Consider the following 21,122-nt stretch of genomic DNA (forward strand, 5'->3'; position numbering starts at 1 on the left):
CCCTTCTATTCTTATTCTGAAAATGAAGAAAGTGGGAAGCTCCCACCCTCTCAATTTTATTTGTTTAAGTAAGGCAATAAATAGCCATATCCTGCTTCGTCCATCTCATACTTGGCCACAAAGCGTAAGGAAGCAGAATTGATACAGTAACGCAGACCACCTAACTCCCGAGGTCCATCTGTAAAAACATGACCCAAGTGAGCATTTCCTGAACGAGAACGAACTTCAATTCGCTCCATTCCATGGCTGAGATCCTTGTAATAATGAATCAATTCCTTGGAAATCGGACGGCTGAAACTTGGCCAACCACAACCTGAAGCAAACTTATCCTTAGCAAAGAAGAGTGGCTCACCCGTCGTAATGTCTACATAAATCCCTTCTTCAAATGTTTGGTCATAGGCATTGGTAAACGGCGCCTCTGTAGCAGCTTCTTGGGTGACACGATAAGACTCTTCAGTTAAGCTTTTCTTCAACACTTCTTGACTAGGCTTTTCATAATTTGATGCATCAATCAATGGCTTCTCAGCATCGGTCACATCGATATGACAGTAACCCGAAGGATTTTTCTTAAGATAGTCTTGGTGGTAATCTTCTGCCAAAATGTAGTGGCGCAGTCTCTCCACTTCTACTGCAATCTTTCGACCCAGCAGGCGCTCCTGCTCCTGTACCACTGTATAGATAGTCGGCAAATCTGCTTCATCTTGGTAATAAATCCCAGTTCGATATTGGCGACCACGATCATTCCCTTGTTGATTAATCGATAAAGGATCGATGACTCGGAAATAATAAAGTAAAATCTCTCTGAGTGACACTGCATTCTCATCATAAATCACTTGAACCGTTTCTGCATGGTCTGTTTCCTTAAGAAGCTGATAATTGGTCGTTTCAACTTGCCCATTAGCATATCCGACACTGGTTACTAACACTCCAGAAATTCGTGAAAAATACTCCTCTAGACCCCAAAAACAACCACCTGCTAGATAAATTTCTGCCATCTTTATTTCTCCTTTATCAAGTTTTTAACTAATACTCTTCGAAAATCTCTTCAAACCACGTCAGCTTACATCTGCAACCTCAAAACACTGTTTTGAGCAGCCTGTGGCTAGCTTCCTAGTTTGCTCTTTGATTTTCATTAAGTATAAACTTCTTTTCAAAAAAAGGATAGGAAGCCCTCTGGTCAAGAGTTTCCCCATCCTATCTTCTATTCTTTATTTTGCTTGGACACGGACACCTTGCGTATCAACTTTCAAGTCATGCAGTTTTCCTTTGAAGGGTTGTTTTTCCAATTCTGCCTTAATCGTTGGCATCTTGTCATGAGAAGCCAAGACCATAACTGTCGGCCCAGCACCAGAGAGGTAGGTTGCATAGGCACCATTTTCTTTGGCCACTTGCTTAATCGTCGCAAATTCTCTCACCAAGTCCTGACGGTAGCGCTCGTGGAAGAGGTCTCCCTCGATTGCTTGACCAGCTGTCACCATATCTCCTGCCAACAAGGCAGCAACCGCCACATTGGCGATAGAACTAGCAGCAACAGCTTCCTTGTAAGACAATTTCTTAGGTAAGACGCCACGGCTGTCTCGAGTACGCAATTCATAGTTTGGAATGTAGGCTAGGAAATCACATTCTGGGAAATCTGCCACAATAGCTGAAACTTGCCCATCAACAGAGCTTGCAATAACGAGATTACCATAAATAGCTGGAGCCACATTGTCTGGATGCCCTTCAATCTTAGTAGCCAATTGCAATTTTTCATGGTCTGACAAGTTGAGCTGACCCAGTTGGTTGGCTAGTTCAATCCCAGCAACAATAACCGAGCTAGAAGAACCCAAACCACGCGCCAAGGGAACATCACTGGTCATTTTCAAGCGTCTAGGTTTCAAATCTGGTACAATTTGCAGGGCGATTTTGAGCAATAGATTACGCTCGTCATGAGGAATCCATTTGCCAATCTGGTGTTCAATCAGCCACTCTTCTCGTTCTTCGCAAACCTCGATTTGAAGATACTTGGTTACAGCTACACCGACCGAGTCAAATCCTGGCCCGATATTGGCACTAGTTGCAGGTACAATAATCTTCATCTTATTCTCCTAGCACCTTGAAGGTATTCAAGAGGTCGAATTCTGAAACCTTCTTCAATTCAGCTGAAACATTTTCAAGTTGGGCTTTATTAATCTTATGTGTAATGATGACCACACGTGCCTTGTCACCTTCTTTTCCGTCTTGAAGGATTTGCTTGAAGGAAATATCTTGAGCATTAAAGATTTCAGCCAACTTCAAGACCTGACCTTTTGAGTCTGGAGCCAAGATTGAGAAGTAGTAATTTGCTTTGACATCCTCTGGATTTGCCAAGACTAAGTCACGGCTGTATTCGTTGAAGTCTTTACCAATGGTACCATCATTCAAGCGACGAACGATACGGACAATATCCGCCACCACACTTGTTGCAGTTGGTTTTTGACCAGCACCTGGTCCATAGTACATAGACTCGCCGATACCGATAGATTCTACAAAGACAGCGTTCATCACTCCATTCACACTGGCAAGTGGGTGTGCTTTAGGAAGGAAGGTTGGAGTTACTTCTGCAGCAATTCCTGAAGGAGTTTCCTCAATAGAACCAACCAATTTCACTACATAGCCAAGTTCTTGGGCTACAGCTACGTCTTCTGGTGTGATGTTGCGGATTCCCTTGTGGGCTACATCGTCAAATGCAACCTCCATACCAAAAGCAAATTGGCTCAAAATAACCATCTTGTAGGCCGCATCAATCCCATCCACGTCATTTGTCGGGTCGCTTTCTGCAAAACCTAGTCTTTGCGCTTCCGCAAGAGCATCATCGTAAGACCAGCCTTCTTCCACCATCTTGGTCATCATGAAGTTGGAAGTTCCGTTAACGACTCCAAGCACGCGCGTGACTTTATCAGAAGCCAAGGAATTTGCTAAAGTACGAAGAATTGGAATCCCACCAGCTACTGCTGCCTCGTAGTAAAGTGCTACCTTGTTAGCTTGAGCGATTTCTAACAATTCTGCACCATGGACAGCCAAAAGGTCCTTATTGGCAGTAACAACGTGTTTCCCAGCTTCCAAGGCACGAGTGATAAAAGTCTTAGCAGGTTCGATACGCCCCATCAATTCCACTACGATGGTAATATCTTGGTCTGATAAAATATCATCCACATTGGTTACAAAGTTAAAGTCATTCCCTGCTGCAAGCAAGCGATTCTTTTCATCTTCATCCTTGACCAATACCTTAGCAACTTCAATCTCTGAATGTGCTGATTGATTGATTTTTTCTCCATTTTCCTTTAGGAGGAAAGGCACGCCACTTGCAACGGTACCAAATCCTAGTAAAGCAATTTTAACTGTCATGTTTGTCTCCTCGAAATTTTCTAATATAGCCATTATAACAGAATTTTGTGAAAATTCCTATTATAGTAAATCACTATTTCAGTCTAGAAAAGAAAAAACGAATCAAACGATTCGCTCTTCTTAAAATCTGAAAATAGCTTTCCAGAAATGATTATCCAATCTTTTGCAGATTGATCACTGCATCGTGATTCATCAAGACTTGGCCATACTCTTGTAAGACTGAACGACTGATATCACTATCGTCTGCAAACTCGCGCATACGAGCCAAGAGCCAAGCTGGATATGGACTTGGATGATTTTCAATATCCACTAAAATGGTCAAATAATAGCGCTCGTTCATTTTGTAGAGTTCAGAAGTTTCCATCTCAAAAGTTACTGTTTTGGCAAAAGCCACCAAATCAGCCAACTTAGCAAAAGAAAGGATGTAGTAGATGTAAGGTTCTTTCTTGCTTTCAGCTTCTTGTTCAGCCCGCTCCTGTTCTTCTTCCCTGGCTTCTACTTGCTCTAGAGATTGAATCGCTTCGATATCATCCTTAGTCTTTTCTGCGATGCTTTTTTCCAAGGTTTTGATAAATTCATCTGGCGACATTTGAGCCAATTCTTCCATATCTGGTAAATCCGATAAGTCTTCAAAATCTAGATTTTGGTCAATCTTTGATTTAGTTACAAAGACATCTACCTTATCAGGTTTTGGAGTCACACGGAAGCTCAACATGCCTGTATCCAGAAAACTATCAGGCATCTCTAACTCATCCAAGATAGCATAAAAGAACTCTTCTGTTTTTTCTTGAGGAACAAGAAAGTCAGCAATCTCCATGCCACGATCCATCAAATCCTCTAAAGACATCGTGATTTTCAAAGTTGTATCACTAATTTGTTTCATTTTCATTGCTAGTAACCTCATACTTTCAGTTCTATCTATTATACTAGATTTTTACGATTTTATCAAAAGAAGGCTCCTCTATCGGGCTAGATTTTCCCTAGGGTAACTTCTGTAGAAAATTCTAAAGGGAAATTTCTGCTAACAAATAGAAAAAGCCTTCAAAACCGGCTCTTAGCCAACTTTGAAGACCTAATACATCAGAAAGCTTATAGTTTAAAGGTTGCTACACCAAGGATAGAACGATTTAAATTTCTAAGAATTTGAAGACTTTGTTCAAATTTCTTATAACGAGTCACTCCATACTCTTCAACAAGAAGGACTGTATCTCTTTCCAAAAGAGATGGCACATCTTGTAAATCGACAAAATGCATTCCTTTTAAAGCCTCTTGATTTTGTTTCAATTTATCTAAGATAGCTTTATTTGAGCTAACGATAGTCAATTCTTGTCCAGCATTTTTGTATGACAAGACATCTGCTAGGTTGGCAATTGTTGTAATCTCTGTTACAAAATCAATTTGATATTGAGAAAAATCACCTGCTCTATTGATTGTTGGATTAAAGAGATAAACCAATACATTTCCCATCACAACCAAAATCACACAGACTACTCCAATAACAGCTAAACGGAGAATCAAGTTTTTCACATTCAATCCAAGCGCTGTCTCACCGTTTGCATTCAATTCTTTAGAGTTGATGGTTTCCAATTTTTCAATTTTTACATTTGCATAAGTATGTTTAAATTTCTCAATCAATCCATCAATTTTTCGCTCTAACAAGTCATTAGCGTCTTTACTTGGTGTCAAAATTTTCACACCAACCCCTGCATCGTCAATCATATAGTAGACAGTCAGTTTTTTCCACCAATAATCATTCGTAGAATTTTTCAAGGTTGTTTCTGTCGTATCTAATTCACTGGCAATTTTTTTCAACTCACTAGACTCTATATCATTGAAAAGATAAGCTCCATTCAAATTCCCATCAATCAATTTCCCGTAGAAATCACTATAACCACCAATTTGATGATTCAAAATCGTTTTAGCTGAATCTTCTGGAGGAGTGATTTTATAACTAAGATAAGTTGAATAACTTGTTGTGTCTTTAACAGTATTTTTATTCCTAACTGCTTTAATTGTAAATGGTACAGCAATGAGAGCAAATAAAGCGATGAGTACTAAAATATTTGCTTTTCGTTTTTTGTAAAGATTTGCAAATAAATCAGCTACTGAATAATGTTCAAACATGATTTTTTTCTCCTTTGTTGAGTAGATACTGGTTCTCTTTTGTAAGCATTTTTGCTACGAATATAATCACAATAACAATTCCCCAGAATTGCATTGTAAATAGATTGAAGAAGCTTTCTGAAAAGCTACTTCTTGGCATAAAGAATAGATTGTTCAAGATGAGTAGGGACAAGGCAAATAGGATTGTTCTAGAGCGATAGGCTACTTGCAACATGGCTATAAATAGCATGCCTAGTAAGAGACTAAGTAGAAAGACTCCTACCATACCATAGTCTGTATACAACTCCATGATATAACTACTTCCGATACCATGTCCTTTCAAATATTCCTTGTTCAAAACAAGATAGGATAGATTGTGGGCATAACTATTACTATCAATAGCTAGTTCCACACTATTAGTTGTATGCTCAAAGGCTTTTCCTCCGAAAATAGCCCCCAAACTTCCTCTTGCAAAATAATCAAGAACAGGGCCAAAAGTAAAATTACGGAAATCTCGATAAGGTAAACTATTGTTAAATAGAAAACCTCGAGCCAGAACACCAAAACTGGTTCCTTGTTTATAGATAAAGTCGAGCAGGATATCCCAGAAACCTGTATGGGAAACCTGGACATTATCCCGTACATAATTGAGCACTCCCATTCCTAACATGAGAATAGGAGAACCTACAAAAATCGCTAACTTTTCTTTAAACCCAATCCATTTTCCTTTTTCAGTTTGCTCTCGCATAAAGTAATAAACAAAAGCAAATAAAATACTTAAAATAAAGGGATTTCGTGTCCCGATTGCCAAATGAATGGTATTAGCTGCAATAAAGGAGACAAGAACTGCTGTTGCCTGCAATTTCTTTGGCTTGGTTGCCAGATACATACACATTGCATAGACCGTAAAGGTCGATAATATGTAGGTAAAATAAGGCAGTTTACTTTCAAAATTTGCATAGTAGGCGTAGTAGGACGTCTGCAAGCGATACAAGAGACGTTCAAATAATCTAATGAAATAGAATGGATAAGTTAGAAGAAAAACTCCTAGTGATACAAAGCGTAACCGCTTGATATAAATCTCTTTTATAGAATTTCCTATCTTTGGTACTTTTATTTTCTTCCTAGCTATGAAGTAACGAGCTAGGACGCCTCCTGTAGTCAAACCCAGAATCGAAACCATGACGACTATAAAAGCAAAGCGATAGGCTATCGGATGATAGGTATCCAAAGCTCCATCCCTAAAATAATCAATGGTCGGTCTTGATACCAGAAATATAAAAATGGTTAAAAAGAAAATAAAATGGATTAAGTAATACTTGATATCATTCCAGCAGGCAATTAAGCTACTAACCAGTAAGAACAATAAAGTAGAAAGTAAGTTAACATTATTATTATTAAACAGATACACAATTCCACTTACTAACGTCAAGGCATAGCTGACTATGGTCAAACTAAATAACAATCGTTTTCCATCAATCACTTGCTCACCCCCATTCTAATGTAATTTTTTAGATTTTTCAATATTTTTCAGTAATAAGAATCGGTATAAGGAAATATTTATAAATAGAGCTAAGGCACTAATTCTTCTTCCCTTACGAAAAATTGGATTCCTAGAAATAGCAAAGGCATGGCCTTTTAAAAAACGATGAATCTGAGAATAGGCTTCAAACCGTTTGTACTGTTCATCTAGCAACATCTTATCCAGAATAAAGAAATGGGCATAGGCCAATCTGAAGAAAGCAACCTCTTTCAAGTCAGGATAGTTTTTCACAACTTCATTGTAAAAGTTTTGGTAGATATCAATATAGGCTAAATCCTTTTCTGCATAAGGTTTGGTCGTAATACTGTCTCCTCTATGGAAATAGTAATAATAGGGTTTGGTATTAACGACGTACTTCTTAGCCAACTTGATTAAATCAAAATGATAATAGGCGTCTTCATAAATCAACCCTTTAGGAAAGGATAGAGCAATTGCGATTTCTCTCTTGATTAGCTTATTGCAAATCGTCCCAGGTATTTTTTCGCCTATGAGGTATTCCTTTAGAAATGTTTGAGAATCACAGACAAAATACTCATCCTGATTGGCTGACTGTGGGTTTTCATCATTAGCATAGACATTCATGACACCACAGCTCGAAACATCCGCATCTTCTTGAATTAATTGCTCATATAAACTCTGAATCATTTCTGGATGGATATAATCATCTGAGTCAATAAAAATCAGATAATCCCCATGTGCCTGCTTCATTCCATCATTTCGTGCTTGTGACAAGCCTTCGTTCTTTTTATGAAGCACTGATACCCTATCATCTTGTTCAGCGATTGAATCACACAAGCGACCACTTTCATCTGTTGCTCCATCATCAACAAGAATGATTTCCAGATTTTGATAGGTCTGCTTCTGAATGGAAGCTATCGATTTTTCTAGGTACTGCGCCACATTATAGACTGGCACAATCACACTAATTAATGCAGTTTCCATGCTACTCCTCTAATAGTTTTTCTACTTGTTCGATTTGTTTGGCAATTGTAAATTGCTGAATGAATTGGCTAGCCTCATTGACATCGAAGTTTGAGGCAGAAGTCATGTAGTTCGTAATTGCCTGAGCTGCCTCTTGATTACTCTCAATGATTTGTCCAAATCGACCTTCTTGGGATAATTCCTCAGCCCCTCCAACCTCTGTAGAGACAAAAGGAAGTCCCAGACTCAAGGCTTCCACATACACTCCAGGAAACCCTTCTTGTTTAGACATAGACAAGAGAACTTTCATATTAAATAAATACTGATAAGGATTTTTTTGATAACCAAGGAAATGTACATAGTCCTCAAGCCCATACTCTTTGACCCGTTTTTTCAGTTCCTCTTCCATATCACCAGCACCGATAAAGTAAAGGTGATAATTTTTTCCTTCTTGGTGTAATAACCGTATCACTTCCACCACACGGTCAGACCCCTTATTTTCCTCAATCCGTCCAATGGTACAGATACTTTGAGACGCAATCTCGATATCAATCTTCTCATGAGATTTTTCTTGAATAGTCTTAAAATCATAACCATTGTAGACCGTCCGTAATTTGGAAGCATAATCTGGATAGATTCCCTTGATAGAATGACTGGTCTTTTTTGAAATTCCTACAATGGTATCCGCAACATCCAACTGGCGTCTATGTGATTCCCTTTTTGAGCTATCCTTAAGAAATTCTTCAATACTTCCATGAATCCAAGATATCTTCTTAACTTCTTTTCTTTTAGAGAACAAAAGCGGTGGATTCATAATTGTAAAGGAAACTTCAACATCATAGTCATCTTTCACAAGCAAGCGCCGAGTCAATCTTGGAAAATAAATTCTTATTCTCCACAAAAGAGCTCGGAGCCATCTGGCTTGACGATAATCCTGAAAGGATTTTAAAATTCGTACATGTTTAGGAACAAATTCATATCCCTTGTCAAAGTGCTCCATTTCAAGAATATCAATATCATACTTTTCTGGATCCAGATTAGAAACAATGGTAGATAGAATCTTCTCTGCTCCGCCTCCGAGAGAAAAAGACCACATAAAAAATAAGATTTTTTTCTTAGCCACCATATTCTCCCTTGTATTCCGTATAAGACTTATCCATATCAGCGATGACAGCATCATGATGTGGTACTTGCTTGTCTGCTGGTGGTGGCGTCATATAATCTCCAAAAGCAGTGCTAAGATAGGCATCATAGCCGATTGGAATAGGCAACTCTGTCCCTTCAAATGGCAAGAAAAGATTATTTTCAAAAGATGCGATTGGGTACTTGTTTCTCATATAGCCAGGACCTGAGCATAATTCTGTAATGCCATCGCTTTCAGCGAGACCATATTTAGTCATTTCTTTCTCAGCTTTTTTCCAAATGCGATAACGGAGAGATTTTGGAGTCAATCCCAGTAAAATACGACTTCCCCATTTCATAAGTGCACCATGCTTTTCTGGAATAGTTTGCGCACAAAAGAGTGAATAGATCAAGGCCCAGCGAACCTGTTTTTTCCGCTCAGCTGGATTCTTCGGATAATAATCCAAAGGCAAGACATCCAAGGCAAGACCATGTGGCAAATTCAAATCCTGCTGATAAGGTTTGATACAGGTCGTTTCCTTGTCACGAATAGTAATAAAAAGATTGCGGTCTACAAAATCCTTGTTACTCTTTGACAAGAAATAACGCTCATCTGCATAACGAGGCCATAATTCTGCTAATCTCTCATAATCTTTACGAGGCATAAAAAAGTCTAGGTCGTCGTCCCAAGGAATAAAGCCCTTGTTTCGAAGGGTACCAATAGCCCCTCCGCCACAGAGATAACAGAGCAAATCATGTTCTTTACAAAAGGCCACAAAATATTCAGCCATCTCCAGACTTCGAGCCTGAATTGCTTTTAAATCAGTCATATTGTTCATTATTCTTTCTATCGTATCGTTTCATTATACCACAAATACGGGGTGAAAATCTATTGCAGACTGTAAAAAATCAAAGCCTGATTGCTAGATAAATAGCCTTCAGACTTTGATTCTCCTATCTTATTTTATCTCAAGCCCATCTGAGATAATTTATTCTGATATTTGTTTTGATCAACCAGCAAACCCAAGCCTCCATAGACATCATAGGCATCGACCCAATCACCTAGTTCTGGAACTGTTAATCTCTCAATGCCATTTTGCGCTCCATCTAGGAAGGATAAGCCATTAGTCAGTAGGAAACTATAAGGAACATTCGTAGAGGTCATGCCAAAGACCTTACCAAGTGCTTCTGATCCAGTAAAGAGTTTAGTTGGATCCTTGAGTTGTTGCAGAACAGCTGTCAACACTTGCTGTTGTCTCTTGGTACGACCGTAATCACCTTCATCATCATCACGGAAGCGAGCATAATTGAGCAAGGTTGATCCGTTCATCTGCTGTTTCCCAACTTTGATGGTTTGGGTTGGAGATTCAGTCTCAGTAGCATGCAAATCATCTCCGACTGTAGCTTCTGTTAATGGACGCCCATTCAATGTTGAAAACTGGGCATCAATTGTCACACCATCAGGGAAAAGCGTGTCAATCGCTGTTGCAAAGGCCTGGAAGTCTACCAAAGCATAGTACTTAATGTCCAAGTCAAAATTATCTTTCAAGACTTGGCGAACCATTTCTGCCCCTCTTTGCCCCTCTTGTTCTCCTAACTCATAGGCTACGTTTAACTTGTTATCCGTCTGTTTTCTACCGTTAATCACTTGGCTGTAACCATCTATATAAACCAAATTATCACGCATGAAGCTGACCAGCTTGATTTTCTTATCTGATCCACCGACGTTTAGGACCATAATCGAGTCCGTTCTCGTTTCAGCACTATTTTGACCAATCCGTCCATCCGTTCCCATAATCAAAATATTAACCCCATCCTTGGTATCTTGACCATTAAAGACTTCTACTTGAGCTGCCTTAGCATTTGCAGGTTTGTTTGAATCAGCATTTGAATAACCTTTGAGGAACATAAAAATCATGCCAAAACCGACACAGGCTAAAAGGGCGAACAGTCCAGCAAAAATACGACCCCAACGAATCTTACGTTTTTTGGATGTAACCTTCGGATGAGGATGACTTTTCTGGTATTTTTTTGCACGACTACGGTTAGCATAGGATGGAAGAGAAGACTGATTGATTGGTTCCATGAAAGACTCTTCCATATCGTGATTTTCATTATGAATTTCTGAAGAATCTTCACTACTACTGGCCATATTTAACTTACCTTTCAGGTAAGCAAACTCTTTCTTCTCTCGCTCATTGAGGTAATGAATGTTCTTAAAAAGATAGTCATAACGTAACTGCTCATGATGGCTTAAAGGATTTTCTTTCCTCATCTTCTCTCCTTTCCATGGTCTGATATTGAATAAATAGGATAAGCTCCCAGAACTTTATACTGAATTCCAATCGCTTCTAATTCTTTTTGGGCAAAGTGGACCAAGGCCTGATCAGTATAATCCACATCGATAATGAAAAAGTATTCGCCCAGTGCTGTCTTGAGTGGACGACTTTCAATTTTTGTCAGGTCAATTCCTCGCCAAGCGAAGGTTGAAAGAGCCTTATAAAGTGCGCCAGGAAGGTTGTCAGGCAAGGTCAAGGCCAAAGTCATTTTCTCAGTTTGTGCTTGCAAGGGGATACTAGGCTTTTCAGCTCCCAGAACCCAAAAACGTGTGAAATTGGCTTCCATTTCCTGAATATCCTCGGCAATCAGTTCTAAGCCATATTCTTCGGCAGAACTTCTTGGTGCAATGGCTGCATAAGGCTGGTCAGGATGTTCGGAAATAAAACGGGCCGCATAAGCTGTACTAGCTGTTACCTCGATTTGGGCTTCTGGATATTGTTCATCGATGAATTTCTTTCCTTGAGCCAATGCCTGTGGATGTGAAAAAATCTTTTCAATCTTAGTGTGACCTGGAACTAGCATCAACTGCTGATGAATAGGTTGAACAATTTCTGCCACTGCTTGGATACGAGCCTGATGAAAAAGGTAGTCCAAGGTTTCATGAACACTACCCTCGATAGAATTTTCAACTGGCACCACAGAATAATTCACCAAGCCTTGTTCATAGGCCTTGATAACATCTGTAATGTTGGCAAAGGCCTGCAATTCCTCATGAGGAAAAGCTGTCTGCACAACGTGGTGTGAAAATGATCCCTTGGGACCTAGATAAGCAATTTTCATCTTAGTTCCTCTATAATTTCCTCTGGGCTTAGCTTGGTCACATCCAAAACCCTACTGGCTGCTTCCTCATACCAGTACTGTCTTTCTTGAAAAATAGCTGCTAGTTTCTCCTTACTATTATTTAGAAAAAGCGGTCGCAAATTGTCCTTATCAGCTGATATGCGTTGGTAGAGGGTTTCAAAGTCTGCTTTCAGGTAGATATTATCAGGATTGGTCTTGAGTAAGTCACGATTTCGCTGAGAAATGACTACACCTCCACCAGTTGACACAACCTGGTCTTTTTGTAGTAAATCAGCTAGGACTTCTGACTCCACCTGACGAAAGGCCTCTTCGCCCTTTTCAGCGAAAAAATCCGCAATAGACATACCTAAGCGCTTCTCAATCAGAGCATCCATATCAAGGTAATTAGGGTCCAAGCCTCTTGCAATAGTCGATTTGCCAGCCCCCATAAATCCGAGTAGTACCTTAGCCATGAATCAAGCTCTCCAAATCATCAAAGAAGCTAGGATAGCTGGTATTGATGGCTTCTGCACGGTCAAGCTCCACTTCTCCATCTGCAACCAAGAGAGCCGCGATAGCTGTCATCATGCCAATGCGGTGGTCACCAAAAGTATTGACTCTAGCACCGTGAAGGACTGATTTCCCTTTGATAATCATCCCATCTGCTGTAGGGGTGATTTCTGCTCCCATACTATTGAGGGCGTCTGCTACCACCTGAATGCGGTCTGTTTCCTTAACCTTTAGCTCCTCAGCATCCTTGATAACTGTTACACCTTGAGCTTGGGTCGCCAGTAGGGCGATAATTGGCAATTCATCAATCAAGCGTGGAATCAAGGCACCACCAATCTCTGTTCCTTTCAAGTCAGAAGACTCAACAGTCAAGGTTGCAGATTTAGCGACTGGATCAATTTCAGTAACTTCTAATTTTCCACCCATGGCGCGAATGACATCAATGATACCTGTACGCGTTTCGTTGATGCCCACATTCTTAAGCACCACACGAGAATTTGGAACAATCAATCCTGCGACCAACCAAAAGGCTGCACTGGAAATATCTCCTGGTACGACCACCTTTTGTCCTGTCAATTTTTGTGGTCCTTGGACTGTGATTTTCTTGCCATCCACACTTAAATGACCACCAAATTGTAGCAACATATCTTCAGTATGATTACGGGTGCACTCTTTTTCGATAATAACAGACTCCCCCTTAGCCTGCAAGGCCGCAAACATCAAGGCTGACTTGACTTGGGCAGAGGCAATCGGCAACTCATAATGAATAGGTGCTAGGTTTTTCGTCCCTTTTAAATGAAGAGGAGGCAGGTCTCGCTCAGTTTGCCCTGAAATGCTGACACCCATTTTTTTCAGTGGAATCGTCACACGGTCCATAGGACGTTTGGAAAGACTGTCATCTCCGAACATTTCTACTTCGAAGTCTGAACCCGCAAGGACACCTGAAATCAGGCGAATCGAGGTTCCAGAATTTCCCATATCAAGGGCATTTTGTGGCGCTTTTAAGCCATTCATACCTACACCTTGAATGGTAATAACCCCATCTTTGTCCTCAATCTCAACACCAAGGGCACGAAAAACCTGCATGGTAGAAAGTACGTCTTCACCCCTCAGAATATCATACACCTTGGTTTCACCCTCAGCCAAACTTCCAAAGATAATGGAACGGTGGCTAATAGACTTGTCACCTGGAACTCGGATACTGCCGTGTAAGTGGCTAATGTTTGTTTTTAGTTTCATACTGGACCTCATACTTGCAATACTTTTACCTATTTTATCATAAAAAGCCAGAAATTCCTTAAAAATTCCTGACTTTAGGATTGTTATTTTCTTATTTTAGCAATTCTGAAACTGGTTCAAAAACAATTTTTTCAATGTCAGAAAGGTAAATTGCCAATTGTTGTTGCTTGGTAAAGAATTCTGACAAAAGACTATTTCCTTGAATCTGCTTGCCAAAGCCTTCCATTTTCGCTTGGAAGGATGCGTCTGGCATTTGACCTGTCTGTGCTAGTTTTTGAATTTCCTCTTGGAAGGCAACATATTCTGTAAAGATTTTACTTGCCTCAGCATCTGCTGAAATAGCATCTTTAGCTGCTTTAACAGCCTTGTATTCTGGTAATTCGCGAAGACCGCGACTAAGTTCGTTTGCACTATCGTAAATATTTGACATGATTTTCTCCTTTTTCATTTCTTTTAAAATTACTAGTCACTCTGTGGTCTTTATTATTGTGCAATCACTTTTATATGACCTCTTGAATGTCCATTGCTTAATTCCTTATCTGGTATATACTCTATCTTCAAAGTTCCTAAATTAGAGCCTGTTTTTATTTCATTTGACATAAGATTATCAAAATAGTTATTTATCTCATCATCAGATAAGGATGATTCAATCGATTTAACAATATCATGAAATACTTCTTTCATTCCTGTAACACCAGATTCACTATTTTCATTTGTCTGATTTATTGTTACATTGATTTTATCAGTATCATTTGCATGTAAAAGTTCCAAGTAGTATCCGTAGCTTGATGCGAAGTATTTTATTTTTATATTTCCTTTTTTGATATTTTCTAATGGACTATTAGAATTTTGATTATAGCTATTAATAAAATCATTAATAATTCTATCGTCTACATACTTTGAATTGGTTTTCTCTGAACTTGTTTCTTTCTTAGATGGTTCATTTTTTGTCTCGACACTTGCTTCTGAATTAGTTTTCACATCTTTTTTAACAGCACAAGCACTAAGCAGGATAAAAGAAATAAAGATAATACCAAATATTAATTTAAATTTTATTTTTGACATGATTTTCTCCTTATTTGATGACTACTGTATAGTCTGTATTTTCTGTTATGAGATGCTCGGCTCGTTCCAAGTCTTGAGCATTTTTAAATGAAATTTGTAGGATCCCGTGAATATCTTCACGGTTTTCCTCGTTAATGTGAATATTGACCAAGGAAGTTCCACGTAGTAATTCCAAGATTCGTAAAATGACATCTTCTTCATCGGGAACGTCAACATAGAGGTCATAAGAGCTATCCACACCACCACGCTTATGGATTTCCATGGCCTGACGTTGCTCACGCGCTTGGTTGAAAAAGTTCCAGATTTGCCCCTCATCTCCCTTGCTGATGGCTTGACCAACCTCATCTAAACGTTCCTTAAAATCCTCAATTCTCTCCAGAATAGTCTCACGATTAGACAAGAGAATGGAAGTCCACATACCTGGCTCGCTTTCCGCAATTCGAGTCATATCTCGAAAACCACCGGCCGCAAAGCGCCTTGCCATCTCATGTTCTTGAGCATAGACCGCGGTCTGTTCCATGAGACTGGAAGCCAGAATATGAGGAAAATGGCTAATCTGAGAAGTGACTCGATCATGCTCCTTGGCATCAATTTCGATAAAACGAGCATGAAGACCTGAAAGCAGATCCTTCATTTCCTTAAGCGTGTCCTGACCTGTCAGGCTTGAAGGTGTAAAGATATAATAGGCATTTTCAAAAAGATTGACATCCGCAGAAGCAGCCCCTGTCTTGTGACTACCAGCCATGGGATGAGCCCCGACAAAGCGAACAGGTTTGCCAGCCAAATATTGCTCCGCCGCATCCACAATGGCTGACTTGGTCGAACCAGCATCTGAGATAATCACGCCTTCTTTCAAGTCCAAGTTGGCCAATTCCTTAATGAAAGAAATAGTTTGTTTGATTGGCAAGCTGAGAATGATGATATCTGCCAAAGGAGCAAAACTGGCAAAATCATCCGTTGCACGGTCAATCATGCCTTCTTTCAAGGAGATATCTCTCGAAGCTTGACTGCGATTATAACCTAAAATTTCATAATCTGGATGATCGCGTTTGATGCCTAGGGCCATAGAGGCACCAATTAACCCAAGACCTGCGATATAGATTGTTTTTGCCATAGGAACTCCTTAATAGTTCTTTGTATAGTCTCGGTGTTTGGCCACTGCTTCTTTTAATTCCTCAAGATTGTCTGATGAGAATTTTTCGAGGATTTCTTGTGCTAGAACCGTAGCCACAACGGCTTCCATGACCACTCCTGCAGCTGGGAGAGCAGTCGGATCACTTCTCTCCACGGTTGCCTTGTAGGGTTCATGGGTTTCGATATCCACACTCATGAGTGGTTTGTATAGAGTAGGAATGGGTTTCATGACTCCACGAACAACAATGGGTTGCCCATTAGTCATACCACCTTCAAAACCGCCCAGATTGTTAGTACGGCGAGTATAGCCGTCTTCTTTGGACCAGAGAATTTCGTCCATAACTTGGCTACCCTTACGGTAACCAGCTTCAAATCCAAGACCAAATTCCACTCCTTTAAAGGCATTGATAGAGACAACTGCTTGGGCCAATCGCGCATCCAATTTTCTGTCCCATTGTACATAGGAACCTAGGCCGACTGGAACACCTCCGACGACTGTCTCGACAACCCCACCGATGGTATCACCGTCACGCTTGATTTGGTCAATATAGTCCTTGATCTCCTGTTCTCGTTCTTGGTTGACAATAGAAACTTCAGACTGGGCAGCTCTTTCCTTAATCTCAGCAACTGTGAGATTCTCAGGAACATCGATTTCCTTGCCACCAAATACTACGACATGGTTGGCAATCTCCATATCCAGCTCAGCCAAGAGGCGTTTGGCTACAGCCCCGACTGCCACTCGCATAGTTGTTTCACGAGCTGATGAACGTTCCAAGGAATTTCGCAAATCGTCAAAACGGTACTTGATTCCCCCAACCAAGTCGGCGTGACCGGGACGAGGATGGGTGATTTTTCGTTTGCTTTTAAGGCGTTCTTCAATGTCCTCCGCAGACATAATATCCAGCCATTTTTGGTGGTCCTTATTGATAACATCCATAGTAATGGGGGCCCCAGTCGTCTTCCCGTGGCGAACGCCCGAAGTAAAGACAACCTGGTCACTCTCAATCTTCATACGACCACCACGACCGTAGCCACCCTGACGGCGTTTAAGGTCCCCATTGATATCCTCAGTTGTCAAAGGAAGCCCAGCTGGAATTCCCTCAATGATAGCTGTCAGACGAGGGCCGTGTGATTCTCCTGCAGTTAAATATCTCATACACTCTCCTTATTTTACCAAGTAGCCTTTCATCTCTTCCAGAGAAACTAAGTGAATGGTCGCTGAGCCGAGCTCTGGCACCAAGACCAATTTCAAGGTATTGCCACGCGCCTTCTTATCATGAGTCAAAGCCTGATAAAGCTTGTCAACATCCCAGTTTTCATAGTCAACAGGCAAGCCAAATTTCTGACACATCTCTGTGATAGATTGGGTAATGCCAGCTGGCATGAGTCCCTTTTCCTCAGCAACCTTGGAAATCTGCACCATGCCCATGGCCACAGCCTCGCCATGCATGACTTTTCCATAACCAGCCGTCGCTTCAATGGCATGACCAATGGTGTGGCCAAAGTTGAGGTAAAGGCGAACACCGTTGTCCAACTCATCCTCAACTACCATCTTGCGCTTGACCTGACAAGAATGTTCAATCAAAATCTCTGCATATTCCAGAATGCTCTCTACAGAACCATCTAGCTCCGTCAAGAGAGCCCAAAGTGCTGGATCCTCAATCAAGCCATACTTGATGACCTCACCCATCCCTTCAATCAGTTCTCTTTGTCCGAGGGTTTCAAGGACAAGCGGATCGATCAGAACTCCATCTGGTTGGGCAAAGGTACCCACCATATTCTTAGCGAATGGAGTGTTAACACCCGTCTTTCCGCCGATAGAAGAATCCACCTGAGCTGTCAAGCTGGTCGGAATCTGAACAAAGTGAATGCCCCGCATATAGGTAGAGGCTACAAAACCAGCCAGATCCCCAACGACACCGCCACCAAGAGCCACGATTCCATCGCTACGAGTCAGACCTTGCTTGACTAAAAATTCATAGACTTTCTGGACAGTGGTTAAATTCTTTCTTTCTTCCCCTTCCAAAAAGTCAAATACTGCTACCTGAAAACCAGCATCTTCTAGGCTGAGTTTGACCTTCTCTGCATAGAGAGAGGCTACATGGTTATCTGTCACAATGACCACTTTTTGCGGTTGCCAGAGTTCTCGCAACCATTGACCAGCCTGAGCCAGACAACCTTTTTCAATCTGAATATCATAAGGATGATGAGGAATATCGATTCTGATTTTCATAGGAGAGTCTCCCTTTCTTTATTGGTATTTTTCTGTTAAGGACTGCCAAATCTCTTCTGTCGGCATTTCCTTGCCTGTCCATAGTTGAAAAGCTTCTGCAGCTTGATAAAGCAACATTCCCAGACCATTGACCGCTGGATTGCCCTGACTTCTGGCCCATTTCAAAAATGGCGTCTCAAAAGGCTTGTAAATGATATCTGCTACTAAGAGAGGTTCTGGTAAGACTATGTTTTCAGGAACTGGAGATGACTGTCCATCCATGCCCACACTAGTGGCATTGACTAATAAGTCCGACTCAGCAATCCTTGCTTGCAGTTCAGAAACATCTTCTAAAGCATACAAGTCCACTTTAAAGCCTGTCTGCTCCTGTAACTTGTCTAGGTAAGGTCTTGTTTTTTCCATAGAAACTGAACGAACAAAGAGCGAAATCTGACTGACTCCGTCCAAAATGGCTTGCGCCAAGATAGACTTGGCCGCACCCCCTGCACCCAGCAGGGTCATCTTCTTACCTGTAATTGTAAAAGAAGGCAAGCTCTTAAAAAATCCCTTGCCATCTGTATTATATCCAATTAAATTGCCATTCTCATTGACAACCGTATTGACCGCACCGATCAAGCGCGCTTCGTCACTCAGTTCATCCAAATATGGAATCACTTGCTCCTTATAGGGCATGGACAGGTTAATGCCAAACATCTGGTAGCGACGAATATTGGCCACTGTTTCTGCCAAGTCAGCTGCATCAATCTCCCAAGCCACATAAGCACCATTGGTAGCTGTCGCCTCGAAGGCCCTATTGTGAATAAAGGGAGAGATAGAATGCTTAATAGGGTTGGCAACAACTGCAGCTAAACGTGTATAGCCATCAAGCTTCATCCAAAATCTCCCTGATTTTTTTCATGTTAGCTAGAGAAATCTGACCAGGAGCACTTGCCTCATCTAGACTAGCAAAGGACCAGCTAGAACCAGTCACATCCGCAGTGATACGAGAGACCTTGCCCACCTTACCCATAGAAATGGTTACATATTCCTGTTCAGGATTGAGAGTTTTAAAGCCTCGTGTATAGTTCATCAAGTCTAGCACATCCTGCTCCGTGTGAGCCATCACCGCAACCTTGACAAGTTTTGGATTTAAGCTCGTCAACTCTGACAAGATTTCCATCATATTTTCAGGCGTTTCTTGGAAATTGTGGTAACTCAAAACGAGATTTGGGAAGTCCAGCATTTCCTCAAAAACATCCTTGTAGCTATAGTACTCAAAATCAATATAGTCTGGTTGATAGAGTTGCGCCACTTCCTTTATTAGATGGATATATTCTTCTGGAGAAAGGTCAATTTCTCCCCCTTCAGCGCGAGTTCGCAGAGTGAAAACCAACTCACGGCCTGCGAATTTTTCAAAAATAGCTGGAGCTACCTGCAAAATCGCTTCCTTAGGCAGATAGTCGGCACGCCATTCAATGATGTCGGCATCCAGATACCTCGTGGCATCCAGAGCCTGAGCCTCCTCTAAACTTCTTGGCATTACTGAAACGATTAATTTCATTTACTAACCTTCATACTAATCACCTTGAGGTAATTACTACTTTCATCTTTTTTATTATAGGCGAAATCTGCTGGAAGACCGTATTTGTTTAAAATCTGGTAACTTCTTCCTGCAAAGCCTTTATCAATTTGTTCTGTAAATTTCTGACGGGAAACATTGGCAGCATTGGTACTAGCAATGATAATCCCTCCCGGATTTAAAATCTCAAGACTCTGGGAAATCAACTTGTGATAATCCTTGGCTACAGAGAACGTTTGTTTTTTGTTCCGAGCAAAGCTAGGCGGATCTAGGACAATCACATCGTAGGTCAAGCCTTTTCGTTTGGTATATTTGAAATATTCAAAGACATCCATGACTATAAAACGATGCTCGTCGGTGCTGATTCCATTAGCCTGAAAATGCGCTTGAGACAATTCTCGTGAACGTTTAGCTAGGTCAACCGAAGTAGTCTGGCTAGCTCCTCCCATGGCTGCAGCTACTGAAAAGGCTGCTGTGTAGGAAAACATGTTGAGCAAGGATTTACCCATAGCCAGGCCATCCACTAAACTACCGCGAACTTCATGCTGGTCTAGGAAAATCCCTGTCATCAAGCCATCGTTCATAAAGACTTGATACAGAACACCATTTTCCAAAACAGTGAAAAAGTCAGGTGCTTTTTGACCATAAACATGGGCTGATTCATAGTCCAAACCCTTAAAACGGATCTTCTCATAAGCCCCTAAAACCTCAGGAAAAACCTGTCTAAAGGCTTCAGAAATAACCTTACGAATCTGATAAACATAAGAGTTATACCAAGAAAAGACAGCATAGTCCCCATAAAGATCCACTGTCAGACCACCAAAATCATCTCCCTCTTGGTTAAAGAGACGAAAGGCAGTTGTCAATTCGTCTTGATAGTAGGCACTTCTCTTTTCTTTAGCTTGTCTAAACAGTGTTTCAAAGAAATCTTGATTAAAGGTCACCTTGTCTGTGCTAACAAACCAGCCCAAGCCCTTATTTTGCTGGGAAAGGTAGGCAGTCCCAAGAAAGGTGCCTTCTTGACGATAGACTTCTACCTCCTGATCCTTAAGATTGACATTCTCAAGATCGCTGGCTTCTAGTAAAACCAGACCTTTGGCAAGCTTTTTTTCAATCCTTTTGCTGACTCTTATTCTATTCATAACTACCATTATAGCAAATTTTGTGACAATTCTCAAAAAAGAAACAGCCCTTGCTTTTTTTACTCT

At 40.8% G+C, this 21,122-nt stretch carries 21 protein-coding genes; all 21 read right to left on the bottom strand.

The genetic code is table 11. From position 1 onward, the window contains the following. Window positions 1-56: 56 nt before the first annotated feature. Entirely contained in the window at window positions 57-995 is a 939-nt protein-coding gene (msrB, locus tag SK629_RS05205; RefSeq protein WP_042900883.1) for a peptide-methionine (R)-S-oxide reductase MsrB, read from the bottom strand. 213 nt (window positions 996-1,208) lie between these two features. Further along, window positions 1,209-2,078, bottom strand: coding sequence for a homoserine kinase (thrB, locus tag SK629_RS05210; RefSeq protein WP_042900884.1), 870 nt, complete (start codon window positions 2,076-2,078; stop codon window positions 1,209-1,211). Window position 2,079: 1 nt separating this feature from the next. After that, window positions 2,080-3,366, bottom strand: a complete 1,287-nt coding sequence (locus SK629_RS05215) for a homoserine dehydrogenase (RefSeq protein ID WP_042900885.1) — start codon at window positions 3,364-3,366, stop codon at window positions 2,080-2,082. 151 nt (window positions 3,367-3,517) lie between these two features. After that, on the bottom strand, window positions 3,518-4,255 hold the full coding sequence (gene mecA / locus SK629_RS05220) for an adaptor protein MecA (protein WP_042900886.1): 738 nt from the start codon (window positions 4,253-4,255) through the stop codon (window positions 3,518-3,520). A 200-nt stretch (window positions 4,256-4,455) separates the two neighbouring features. After that, window positions 4,456-5,490: a hypothetical protein gene (locus SK629_RS05225; RefSeq protein ID WP_042900887.1), complete on the bottom strand. Its 1,035-nt coding sequence runs from the start codon at window positions 5,488-5,490 to the stop codon at window positions 4,456-4,458. Then, window positions 5,483-6,952: an O-antigen polysaccharide polymerase Wzy family protein gene (locus SK629_RS05230; protein WP_042900888.1), complete on the bottom strand. Its 1,470-nt coding sequence runs from the start codon at window positions 6,950-6,952 to the stop codon at window positions 5,483-5,485. The genes SK629_RS05225 and SK629_RS05230 overlap by 8 nt, the downstream gene beginning before the upstream one ends. 15 nt (window positions 6,953-6,967) lie before the next feature. Beyond that, window positions 6,968-7,954, bottom strand: coding sequence for a glycosyltransferase family 2 protein (locus SK629_RS05235; protein ID WP_042900889.1), 987 nt, complete (start codon window positions 7,952-7,954; stop codon window positions 6,968-6,970). Between the two features lies 1 nt (window position 7,955). Continuing rightward, window positions 7,956-9,059 (bottom strand): glycosyltransferase, encoded by a 1,104-nt coding sequence (locus SK629_RS05240; RefSeq protein ID WP_080710216.1) that lies wholly within the window; start codon window positions 9,057-9,059, stop codon window positions 7,956-7,958. Beyond that, the gene (locus tag SK629_RS05245; protein WP_080710217.1) at window positions 9,049-9,894 is read right to left on the bottom strand and encodes a LicD family protein; all 846 of its coding nucleotides are present in this window, start codon (window positions 9,892-9,894) and stop codon (window positions 9,049-9,051) included. The genes SK629_RS05240 and SK629_RS05245 overlap by 11 nt, the downstream gene beginning before the upstream one ends. Window positions 9,895-10,019: 125 nt before the next feature. Further along, a complete protein-coding gene (locus tag SK629_RS05250) occupies window positions 10,020-11,330 on the bottom strand; it encodes an LCP family protein (protein WP_042900890.1) in 1,311 nt (436 codons plus the stop codon). Beyond that, the gene (gene pheA, locus SK629_RS05255) at window positions 11,327-12,175 is read right to left on the bottom strand and encodes a prephenate dehydratase (protein ID WP_042900891.1); all 849 of its coding nucleotides are present in this window, start codon (window positions 12,173-12,175) and stop codon (window positions 11,327-11,329) included. Before pheA ends, SK629_RS05250 begins: the two co-directional genes overlap by 4 nt. Next, window positions 12,172-12,648 (bottom strand): shikimate kinase, encoded by a 477-nt coding sequence (locus tag SK629_RS05260; protein WP_042900892.1) that lies wholly within the window; start codon window positions 12,646-12,648, stop codon window positions 12,172-12,174. The genes pheA and SK629_RS05260 overlap by 4 nt, the downstream gene beginning before the upstream one ends. Next, on the bottom strand, window positions 12,641-13,924 hold the full coding sequence (aroA, locus tag SK629_RS05265) for a 3-phosphoshikimate 1-carboxyvinyltransferase (protein ID WP_042900893.1): 1,284 nt from the start codon (window positions 13,922-13,924) through the stop codon (window positions 12,641-12,643). The genes SK629_RS05260 and aroA overlap by 8 nt, the downstream gene beginning before the upstream one ends. 91 nt (window positions 13,925-14,015) lie before the next feature. Then, window positions 14,016-14,354, bottom strand: a complete 339-nt coding sequence (locus SK629_RS05270) for a YlbF/YmcA family competence regulator (protein WP_000065978.1) — start codon at window positions 14,352-14,354, stop codon at window positions 14,016-14,018. A 53-nt stretch (window positions 14,355-14,407) separates the two neighbouring features. Continuing rightward, complete coding sequence (locus SK629_RS05275) at window positions 14,408-14,989, bottom strand: hypothetical protein (RefSeq protein WP_042900894.1); 582 nt, start codon at window positions 14,987-14,989, stop codon at window positions 14,408-14,410. A 10-nt stretch (window positions 14,990-14,999) separates the two neighbouring features. Then, window positions 15,000-16,103: a prephenate dehydrogenase gene (locus tag SK629_RS05280; protein ID WP_042900895.1), complete on the bottom strand. Its 1,104-nt coding sequence runs from the start codon at window positions 16,101-16,103 to the stop codon at window positions 15,000-15,002. A 9-nt stretch (window positions 16,104-16,112) separates the two neighbouring features. Further along, window positions 16,113-17,279, bottom strand: coding sequence for a chorismate synthase (aroC, locus tag SK629_RS05285; protein ID WP_042900896.1), 1,167 nt, complete (start codon window positions 17,277-17,279; stop codon window positions 16,113-16,115). Window positions 17,280-17,288: 9 nt separating this feature from the next. Continuing rightward, window positions 17,289-18,356: a 3-dehydroquinate synthase gene (aroB, locus tag SK629_RS05290; RefSeq protein ID WP_042900897.1), complete on the bottom strand. Its 1,068-nt coding sequence runs from the start codon at window positions 18,354-18,356 to the stop codon at window positions 17,289-17,291. Window positions 18,357-18,374: 18 nt separating this feature from the next. Next, window positions 18,375-19,229: a shikimate dehydrogenase gene (locus SK629_RS05295; RefSeq protein WP_042900898.1), complete on the bottom strand. Its 855-nt coding sequence runs from the start codon at window positions 19,227-19,229 to the stop codon at window positions 18,375-18,377. After that, the gene (aroD, locus tag SK629_RS05300) at window positions 19,219-19,896 is read right to left on the bottom strand and encodes a type I 3-dehydroquinate dehydratase (RefSeq protein ID WP_042900899.1); all 678 of its coding nucleotides are present in this window, start codon (window positions 19,894-19,896) and stop codon (window positions 19,219-19,221) included. Before aroD ends, SK629_RS05295 begins: the two co-directional genes overlap by 11 nt. Then, the gene (locus SK629_RS05305) at window positions 19,893-21,056 is read right to left on the bottom strand and encodes a class I SAM-dependent rRNA methyltransferase (RefSeq protein WP_042900900.1); all 1,164 of its coding nucleotides are present in this window, start codon (window positions 21,054-21,056) and stop codon (window positions 19,893-19,895) included. Before SK629_RS05305 ends, aroD begins: the two co-directional genes overlap by 4 nt. Between the last annotated feature and the right edge of the window lie 66 nt (window positions 21,057-21,122).

Source organism: Streptococcus mitis, assembly GCF_000722695.1.
Classification (GTDB): domain Bacteria; phylum Bacillota; class Bacilli; order Lactobacillales; family Streptococcaceae; genus Streptococcus; species Streptococcus mitis_O.

Bases quoted from the DNA above. Each gene is read 5' to 3' on its own strand.
- msrB (WP_042900883.1), bottom strand. From the start codon at position 995: ATGGCAGAAATTTATCTAGCAGGTGGTTGTTTTTGGGGTCTAGAGGAG.
- thrB (WP_042900884.1), bottom strand. From the start codon at position 2,078: ATGAAGATTATTGTACCTGCAACTAGTGCCAATATCGGGCCAGGATTT.
- SK629_RS05215 (WP_042900885.1), bottom strand. From the start codon at position 3,366: ATGACAGTTAAAATTGCTTTACTAGGATTTGGTACCGTTGCAAGTGGC.
- mecA (WP_042900886.1), bottom strand. From the start codon at position 4,255: ATGAAAATGAAACAAATTAGTGATACAACTTTGAAAATCACGATGTCT.
- SK629_RS05225 (WP_042900887.1), bottom strand. From the start codon at position 5,490: ATGTTTGAACATTATTCAGTAGCTGATTTATTTGCAAATCTTTACAAA.
- SK629_RS05235 (WP_042900889.1), bottom strand. From the start codon at position 7,954: ATGGAAACTGCATTAATTAGTGTGATTGTGCCAGTCTATAATGTGGCG.
- SK629_RS05240 (WP_080710216.1), bottom strand. From the start codon at position 9,059: ATGGTGGCTAAGAAAAAAATCTTATTTTTTATGTGGTCTTTTTCTCTC.
- SK629_RS05245 (WP_080710217.1), bottom strand. From the start codon at position 9,894: ATGAACAATATGACTGATTTAAAAGCAATTCAGGCTCGAAGTCTGGAG.
- SK629_RS05250 (WP_042900890.1), bottom strand. From the start codon at position 11,330: ATGAGGAAAGAAAATCCTTTAAGCCATCATGAGCAGTTACGTTATGAC.
- pheA (WP_042900891.1), bottom strand. From the start codon at position 12,175: ATGAAAATTGCTTATCTAGGTCCCAAGGGATCATTTTCACACCACGTT.
- SK629_RS05260 (WP_042900892.1), bottom strand. From the start codon at position 12,648: ATGGCTAAGGTACTACTCGGATTTATGGGGGCTGGCAAATCGACTATT.
- aroA (WP_042900893.1), bottom strand. From the start codon at position 13,924: ATGAAACTAAAAACAAACATTAGCCACTTACACGGCAGTATCCGAGTT.
- SK629_RS05270 (WP_000065978.1), bottom strand. From the start codon at position 14,354: ATGTCAAATATTTACGATAGTGCAAACGAACTTAGTCGCGGTCTTCGC.
- SK629_RS05275 (WP_042900894.1), bottom strand. From the start codon at position 14,989: ATGTCAAAAATAAAATTTAAATTAATATTTGGTATTATCTTTATTTCT.
- SK629_RS05280 (WP_042900895.1), bottom strand. From the start codon at position 16,103: ATGGCAAAAACAATCTATATCGCAGGTCTTGGGTTAATTGGTGCCTCT.
- aroC (WP_042900896.1), bottom strand. From the start codon at position 17,279: ATGAGATATTTAACTGCAGGAGAATCACACGGCCCTCGTCTGACAGCT.
- aroB (WP_042900897.1), bottom strand. From the start codon at position 18,356: ATGAAAATCAGAATCGATATTCCTCATCATCCTTATGATATTCAGATT.
- SK629_RS05295 (WP_042900898.1), bottom strand. From the start codon at position 19,229: ATGAAGCTTGATGGCTATACACGTTTAGCTGCAGTTGTTGCCAACCCT.
- aroD (WP_042900899.1), bottom strand. From the start codon at position 19,896: ATGAAATTAATCGTTTCAGTAATGCCAAGAAGTTTAGAGGAGGCTCAG.
- SK629_RS05305 (WP_042900900.1), bottom strand. From the start codon at position 21,056: ATGAATAGAATAAGAGTCAGCAAAAGGATTGAAAAAAAGCTTGCCAAA.